Origin of the sequence: Calditerricola satsumensis (assembly GCF_014646935.1) — a bacterium.
Classification (GTDB): domain Bacteria; phylum Bacillota; class Bacilli; order Calditerricolales; family Calditerricolaceae; genus Calditerricola; species Calditerricola satsumensis.
The window spans coordinates 1-6,795 of record NZ_BMOF01000071.1 but is presented as its reverse complement, the minus strand read 5'-3'; the positions used below and the strand labels follow the sequence as shown (position 1 = coordinate 6,795).

The window sequence follows — 6,795 nt, the reverse complement described above, 5'->3', positions numbered from 1 at the left end:
GAAATGGCTCTCTGACTTTTTTCAGAGAGTCCTTTTTACACAAGAATACGGACTCAACTCTAATGCCTGCATAGTATCAATTTTGTCATGTATTGGAAGTTGCTGTGGTTGTAGTACTTATTTAGGGTGTTTAGCGTGTGCTGCATGTTTTGCCTACTATATCACCTGTGGAATAACGTGTATGTTTTAGTTGAAGACTTCAAGCAAGAAGCTAATCTTTCTATCTCAGTATTTCGTGTTCACGCTATCCCCACCTTGTAATCAGGTGTCCCCACCTTGTAATCAGGTGGGGATTACTTTTGTGTACGCCCGGCATGGGCGCTGTCTATAGGGTGAAAGTCCCGAACGGTAAAGGCGGCAGGAGCCGTTAGCTTTAGGCAAGGGCGTCCGCCGCGAGGCGGAGTCTGAAGGAAGCCGGCGGCAAACCTCCGGCCCGACGAACAGGAACCCCATACGGGGCTGCCTGTGCTTGGACCAGTCTGCACAACAAGACAAAGTCCTTGCCGCCGAAGAGCACAGGCAGTAAATGGGGCGGGGAGATGGAGAGAAAGACAGTGCTCTTACCCGGGGAGGCCTGCCGGGTACGCCCGGTTACCGGGTAAGTGCGCGTCGAAAGGCGTGGCTGAACCGGCAGGAGTCAGCAGAGGCCATAGTACGTCTCCCGCGACGTCCGGGAGGCGGAAGGGCCGAACACAAGGAAAGAGGTGGGTGCGACATGGGTTTGCGAGAAGGACGACAGCCGAAAATCCCGAAAGGGAGCTGCCTACGGGAGGAAGCGGTGAATCTGCGGGGGACCGTAGGAGCGCCGAGTCCTTCTCCGGCACCCCTCGCCACTCCGCCTCGCGAAGCAGGCGACAACCTGATGGAGAGGTGGTGGAGCGACAGAACATGCTCCGCGCCTGCAAGGTGAAGGACAAGCGCGTCCTGAAGCTGATTCGGAACTACCTCCAGGCTGGCGTCATGGCGGGCGGAGTGTGCGTGCGCAGCGAGGAAGGGACGCCACAAGGCGGTCCGTTGAGCCCGCTCCTGGCCAACATCCTCCTGGATGACCTGGACAAGGAACTGGAGAAACGCGGCCATAAGTTTGTTCGCTATGCTGACGACTGCTACATCTACGTGAAGAGCCGTCGGGCAGGCGAACGCGTGATGGCTAGCATTCGGAAGGTCGTCGAGGGACGGCTATAGCTGAAGGTCAACCTGGAGAAAAGCGCGGTGGATCGCCCATGGAATCGCAAAAATTCCTGGTATTCTCGTTCACCAGCGAGAAAACGCCGCGCATCCGCCTGGCGGCGGGAAACCATCAAACGGTTTAAAGCGCACATCCGAAACCTCACCCGTCGGAACCACAGCGTCAACATGGAGGAGTGATTGGAGCGGCTGAATGCCTACCTGCGGGGGTGGATCGGCTACTTCCGCTTGATTGACACCCCAAGCCCGCTTCAATCCCTGGATGAATGGATCCGAAGGCGGTTGCGGATGTGCCTCCTAAAGCAATGGAGAAGACCGAAGACGATCCGCCGAAACCTGATAGCCATTGGGTTGCCGCCTGAATGGGCGAAAATGCTGAGCGGTTCCCGAAAGGGATACTGGCGCCGGGCTCTTTTCTCCACAAATGAATAAGGCCACCGGCCTCGCCTACTGGCGAGAACGGAGCCTTTTCAGTTTCGCCGACTTGTACGCTCAGCTTCGTCAATCCTTGTGAACCGCCGTATCCCGAACGGTACGTACGGTGGTGGGAGAGGACAGGGGTTAGCCGCCCCCTCCTACTCGATTGTTCCGGGTTTGCGCCCGGCAAGAAAGACGCCGGTCAAGATGAGGATCAGCCCGAGAAACAGGTTGGGCGTCAGCGGTTCGCCGAGAAAGAGTGTCCCCCACAACATGGCCGTCACGGGCACGAGGTAGGTGACGAGGGTGGCAAATTCGGCACCGCCGACCCGAATCAGGTAGTAAAACAGCAGGTAGGCCACGCCGGAGCCGAGACAGCCCAGACCGACGAGGGTGAGAAGAACGTCGGCGCGCGCCAGGCTGGACCACGTTGCCGTTTCAAATGCGAGTGCCGGAACGAAGGACCCGAGCGTGCCGACGACGAGGGTGGCCACCGTCGTTTCGTACAGGGAGAGGTCGGTGAGCCGGTGCTTGGCCAGCTGGGAACTGAGGGCGTACCCCCACGTGGCGAGAAGGACGGAGGCATAGGCTGTCCAGTGTCCCCCCGCCCGGCCCGGCTCGAGGCCGACCACCGTCACGAGCCCGGCAAAACCGACGGCGATGCCCAGCCACTGCAGGGCCGACAGCGTTTGGCGAAAGGCCAACAGGCCGACGAGGGCTGTCCAGATCGGCGTGCTGGCGTTGAGCACCGAGGTCAAATTGCTGGTGAGGCGCGTCTCCCATAGGCGATGAGGGCCCACGGCACTGCCGTGTTCAGGAGGGCGACGACGGCGGCGGTGGGCCACGAAATGGCGCGCCAGCGGATGGGCGTGCGGAGGACGGCAACGAGGGCGGCAACGGGGCCAAGCCGAAGGCCGTGCGGAAAAAGGCAACCGACAGCGGCCCCATCGCCTCCAACAGGATCTTGATGAAGAAAAACGACCCGCCCCAGATCAGGCTGAGCAGGCCGAGCGCCCCAAAGCGCAGCGCAGCGTCTTTCACGGTCTCCACTCCCTTTTTGAGCGCATCACCCGGGGAACCTGGGAACTTGGATGCTCAATCGGGTCATGCTCGATTGGTCAGGGCGTTATCAGTTCGATCATACCACAGGACGGAACATGGGGGAGGCTGGAAGGTCGTGAACAATATGACCAAAATGACCGATATGCACGAATTGTTGCCCTTTTGTCCACTGCGCTTTATCGTAATAGCCAGACAAAAGGATTGTTCTCCGTTTAGAAATCGAAGACATTTCCAGGGAGGGGACGAGGACGATGCGTGCGATCGGAAAACGGTTGTGGATGGCTACGCTGGCCGCGGTACTGGCCCTGGCGGCAGCCGGTTGCGGAAGCCCGGCCTCAAACGGCGCCGGTCAGGGTGACGCCAACAGCGGCGAACCGATCGTGATCAAATTTTCCCACGTGACGACGCCGGACAGCCCCAAAGGGCAGGCGGCGGAAAAGTTTAAGGAGCTGGCGGAACAGAAGACGAACGGCCGCGTCAAGGTGGAAGTGTTCCCGTCCGGCCAGCTGTACGGGGACAAGGAAGAGCTGGAGGCGTTGCAGGCGGGCAACGTCCAGATGATCGCCCCGTCGGTGACCAAGCTGGTCGGCCTTAACCCGGCGTTCCAGATCGTCGACATGCCCTTCTTGTTCAACAGCCGCGAAGCGGTGCTGAAGTTCTGGGACGGCGAGCTCGGCCAGAAGCTGATGAAGTCCCTCGAACCCCACGGCATTCTCGGCCTGGCCATGTGGGAAAACGGCTTCAAGCAGTTCACGAACAGCAAGCGCCCGCTCAAGCGCCCGGAAGACTTCAAGGGCCTGAAATTCCGCACGCAGGCGGGCAAGGTGCTGGAGGCGCAGTTTAAGGCCCTTGGTGCCGGTGCGGCGACGATCCCGTTCAACGAGACGTACGTGGCCCTACAGCAGGGCACGGTGGACGGCCAGGAAAACACGTTCAACAACATCGACACTCAGCGGTACGCCGAGGTGCAGAAGTACCTGACGGTGAGCAACCACGGGCGGCTGGACTACGTCGTGCTGGTGAACAAATCCTTCTGGGAAGGGCTGCCGGAGGACATCCGCAAGGCCCTGGAGGAAGCGCTGAAGGAAGCGACGGAGTTCGAGCGCCAGCTGGCCTACGAGCTGGATCAGAAGAGCTTCGAAAACCTGAAGAAAGCGGGCATGGAAGTGTACGAGCTGACCGAAGAAGACAAGGAGGCGTTCCGCAAGGCGCTGGAGCCGGTGTACGCCGAGTTTGCCGACGTCATTGGCAAAGAGTTCATCGACGGCGCGCGGGCGCTCAAGTAAGCGGCGGCGCGAGCGCAAGGCGAAACGCGGGGGGAATGGCCAATCCGTCCCGCGTTTTTCCCCATTTCTTCCCCGGGAAGAATGGGGCGGGAAATCCGACGGCGCAAGGAGGGATCGGCATGCGGCGATGGCTATCCCGCGCGGAGGAAGCGGTGGCCGGGACGCTGCTTGTGGTCGGCCTGGGGCTATGCCTCTACGGCGTGGTGATGCGCTACTTCGTCAACCAGCCGCAAGCCTGGGTGGAGGAAGTGTACAAGTACTGCGTGATCTGGGGCGTGCTCATTGGCGGCGCGGCGGCCCTTCGCCACAAGAAACATATCGCCGTGGACGTGCTGTACGCCGTGCTCCCGGCGCGCGGCAAAAAGACGGTCAACGTGCTGGCCAACGTCATTGGCCTGGTCTTTTCGGTTCTGTTCCTGGTTTTTTCCCTGCAACTGGTGCTGCAGAAGTACGGCAGCGGCCAAGTGTCGATGGATGTGGGCATTCCCCTGTGGATCGTCTACCTCGTGCTGCCCCTGACCGGGCTTCTGCTCGCCCGTCAGTTTGCCGAGAACGCCGTGGCGGCGTGGCGCCAGAGCCTGGACGAGCTGAAGCACGACATCGTGCCGCAGGAAGCGAAGGAGGCCCTCGCCCACGAGCGGCGAGAGACGAGCCCGGCGCGGAAAGGGGAGAACGCCTGTGACGCTGACGCTGTTTAGCCTGTTTGCCCTGCTCATGCTGCTGCGCGTGCCGATCTTCGTCTGTCTGGCGCTGGCGACGATTGTCGTCCTGTGGCAGCAGGGTTTCGTCATGTACATGATCCCCCAACGCATGTTCGCCGCCCTGGACATCACCACGCTGATGGCCATTCCCGGCTTCGTGTTCGCCGGCGTCATCATGGCCCGCGGCGGCATCGCCCGACACCTGGTGGACGCGCTGCGCACGTGGGTGGGCCATACCTCCGGGGGTCTGGCCGTGGTGACGATCCTGGCGTGTATGGTGTTCGCCGCCATCTCCGGGTCCAGCCCGGCAACGGCTGCGGCCATCGGATCGATCATGATCCCCGGCATGGTGCGGGCCGGGTACAGCAAGACGTACGCCATGGGCCTGGTGGCGGCGTCGGGAACGCTGGGCATCCTCATCCCGCCGAGCATCCCGCTGATCGTGTACGGCACGGTGGCCGAGGAGTCGATCGGCAAGCTGTTCATGGCCGGCGTCCTGCCCGGGCTGTTCATGGGCGCGGTGCTTGTCGCCTCGGCCATCATGGTGGCCAAGTTGCGCGGCTACGGACGGGAGCCGAAGGCCGACTGGGCCACCCGCTGGCGCGCGCTGGGGAAGGCGATGCCCGGGCTGCTGCTCCCCGTCCTCATCCTCGGCAGCATCTACAAGGGGATCGCCACGCCGACGGAAGCGTCCGTCGTCGCCGCCGCCTATGCCCTCCTCGTGTCGCGCTTCGTCTACCGGGAGCTGAACGGGAAGGTGTTCCGCGCCATCGTGCAGGAGACGGTGACGACGAGCGCGATGATCTTCTTTATCATCGCCTCGGCCATGTTGTTTGCCCTGTACCTGACGAACAACCAGGTGCCGCAGGCGGTGGCGGAGTGGATCACGCAGAGCGTGACGAACAAGTGGGTGTTCCTGATTGCCACCAACCTGCTCTTCTTTATCCTGGGCACGTTTCTGGAAGCGGTGTCGATCATCCTCATCACGCTGCCCATTTTCCTGCCGATCATCAAGCAGATGGGCATTGACGTGATCCACTTTGCCATCATCATGACGGTCAACATGGAACTGGCGATGATCACCCCGCCGGTGGGGCTGAACCTCTTTGTCGTCAGCGGCATCGCCAAGGAGAAGCTCGGCGCGGTGGTGCGCGGCGTGGCGCCGTTCATTGTGCTGATGATTCTCGTGCTGGCGGTGATCGTCGTGTGGCCCGACCTTTCCCTGTGGCTGACAAAATCGGTCAAATAGCCAGGAAAACAAACGCGCCCTCCCTTCGCCATGAAGGGAGGGCGTTTTCTTTACCGCGAGTAGAACTCGACGATCAGCTTTTCGTTGATTTCCTGCGGCAACTCGGAGCGTTCCGGATAGCGCAGGTACGTGCCTTCCATCTTGTTTTCGTCGAAGGACAGGTAGTCCGGCAGGTACGCGCGGTTTTCCAGCGCTTCCTTCACCACTTGCAGGTTGCGGCTCTTTTCGCGCAGCCCAATCACGTCGCCCGGCTTCACCTGGTAGGACGGAATGTCCACCTTCTTGCCGTTCACCGTCACGTGGCCATGGGTCACCAGCTGCCGCGCTGCCGGACGGGTCCGCGCAAAGCCGAGGCGATACACCAGGTTGTCGAGGCGCGACTCGAGGAGGATCATGAAGTTTTCACCCGTCGCGCCAGGCATTTTTTGGGCCCGCTCAAAGGTGCGGCGGAACTGCCGCTCGGTGAGGCCGTACATGTGGCGGAGCTTTTGTTTCTCCATGAGGCGAATGCCGTATTCGCTCAGCTTGCGGCGCTGCCCCGGGCCGTGCTGCCCCGGCGGATAGGGGCGCTTCAGCTCTTTTCCCGTCCCGCTGAGGGAGATGCCCAAACGGCGGCTGAGCTTCCAACGAGGTCCCGTGTACCGTGCCATTCAAACCGTCTCCTTTGCCGTAGATTGGAGGGTCCTTCCGGTGGGCGAGTCCGGACTTTTTCTACACGAACGTCGGACGGTAGCGTTCCGCATCGTGCAACCTCCCGGCCACCTGGTTCCCCAGTCAGCCGCTGGGCCGGCAAGGGTCCGAACTCCACTCCGCACCGTTTTTACCCTCAATCATTGCTACCCTACAACAAATGCATCTTAGCGCGGATTGGTAGGGTTGTCAAGAGTGCGCA

8 protein-coding genes are annotated in these 6,795 nt (G+C 61.3%); 5 read left to right on the top strand and 3 right to left on the bottom strand.

Translation table 11 applies throughout. The annotated features are described in order from the left end of the window. The first annotated feature begins 870 nt into the window (after positions 1-870). Both IEX61_RS12560 and IEX61_RS12555 read left to right on the top strand, forming a co-directional pair. On the top strand, positions 871-1,185 hold the full coding sequence (locus tag IEX61_RS12560; RefSeq protein WP_054671006.1) for a reverse transcriptase domain-containing protein: 315 nt from the start codon (positions 871-873) through the stop codon (positions 1,183-1,185). Between the two features lie 183 nt (positions 1,186-1,368). Then, on the top strand, positions 1,369-1,620 hold the full coding sequence (locus IEX61_RS12555) for a group II intron maturase-specific domain-containing protein (protein WP_308423738.1): 252 nt from the start codon (positions 1,369-1,371) through the stop codon (positions 1,618-1,620). 143 nt (positions 1,621-1,763) lie between these two features. On the opposite strand, the gene IEX61_RS11575 is transcribed toward IEX61_RS12555, so the two are convergent. Then, complete coding sequence (locus IEX61_RS11575; protein ID WP_188818165.1) at positions 1,764-2,405, bottom strand: DMT family transporter; 642 nt, start codon at positions 2,403-2,405, stop codon at positions 1,764-1,766. Between the two features lie 13 nt (positions 2,406-2,418). Further along, entirely contained in the window at positions 2,419-2,646 is a 228-nt protein-coding gene (locus IEX61_RS11570; RefSeq protein WP_172673520.1) for an EamA family transporter, read from the bottom strand. Between the two features lie 272 nt (positions 2,647-2,918). Between IEX61_RS11570 and IEX61_RS11565 the strand changes: the two genes are divergently transcribed. The 3 genes from IEX61_RS11565 (at position 2,919) to IEX61_RS11555 (ending at position 5,903) form a co-directional block, all read left to right on the top strand. After that, positions 2,919-3,953, top strand: coding sequence for a TRAP transporter substrate-binding protein (locus IEX61_RS11565; protein ID WP_188818163.1), 1,035 nt, complete (start codon positions 2,919-2,921; stop codon positions 3,951-3,953). 119 nt (positions 3,954-4,072) lie between these two features. After that, positions 4,073-4,651, top strand: a complete 579-nt coding sequence (locus tag IEX61_RS11560) for a TRAP transporter small permease (protein ID WP_054671018.1) — start codon at positions 4,073-4,075, stop codon at positions 4,649-4,651. Beyond that, positions 4,632-5,903, top strand: coding sequence for a TRAP transporter large permease (locus IEX61_RS11555; RefSeq protein ID WP_083462970.1), 1,272 nt, complete (start codon positions 4,632-4,634; stop codon positions 5,901-5,903). Before IEX61_RS11560 ends, IEX61_RS11555 begins: the two co-directional genes overlap by 20 nt. 50 nt (positions 5,904-5,953) lie before the next feature. On the opposite strand, the gene rpsD is transcribed toward IEX61_RS11555, so the two are convergent. Beyond that, on the bottom strand, positions 5,954-6,553 hold the full coding sequence (gene rpsD / locus IEX61_RS11550) for a 30S ribosomal protein S4 (RefSeq protein WP_054671022.1): 600 nt from the start codon (positions 6,551-6,553) through the stop codon (positions 5,954-5,956). Between the last annotated feature and the right edge of the window lie 242 nt (positions 6,554-6,795).

Bases quoted from the DNA above. Each gene is read 5' to 3' on its own strand.
- IEX61_RS11565 (WP_188818163.1), top strand. From the start codon at position 2,919: ATGCGTGCGATCGGAAAACGGTTGTGGATGGCTACGCTGGCCGCGGTA.
- IEX61_RS11560 (WP_054671018.1), top strand. From the start codon at position 4,073: ATGCGGCGATGGCTATCCCGCGCGGAGGAAGCGGTGGCCGGGACGCTG.
- rpsD (WP_054671022.1), bottom strand. From the start codon at position 6,553: ATGGCACGGTACACGGGACCTCGTTGGAAGCTCAGCCGCCGTTTGGGC.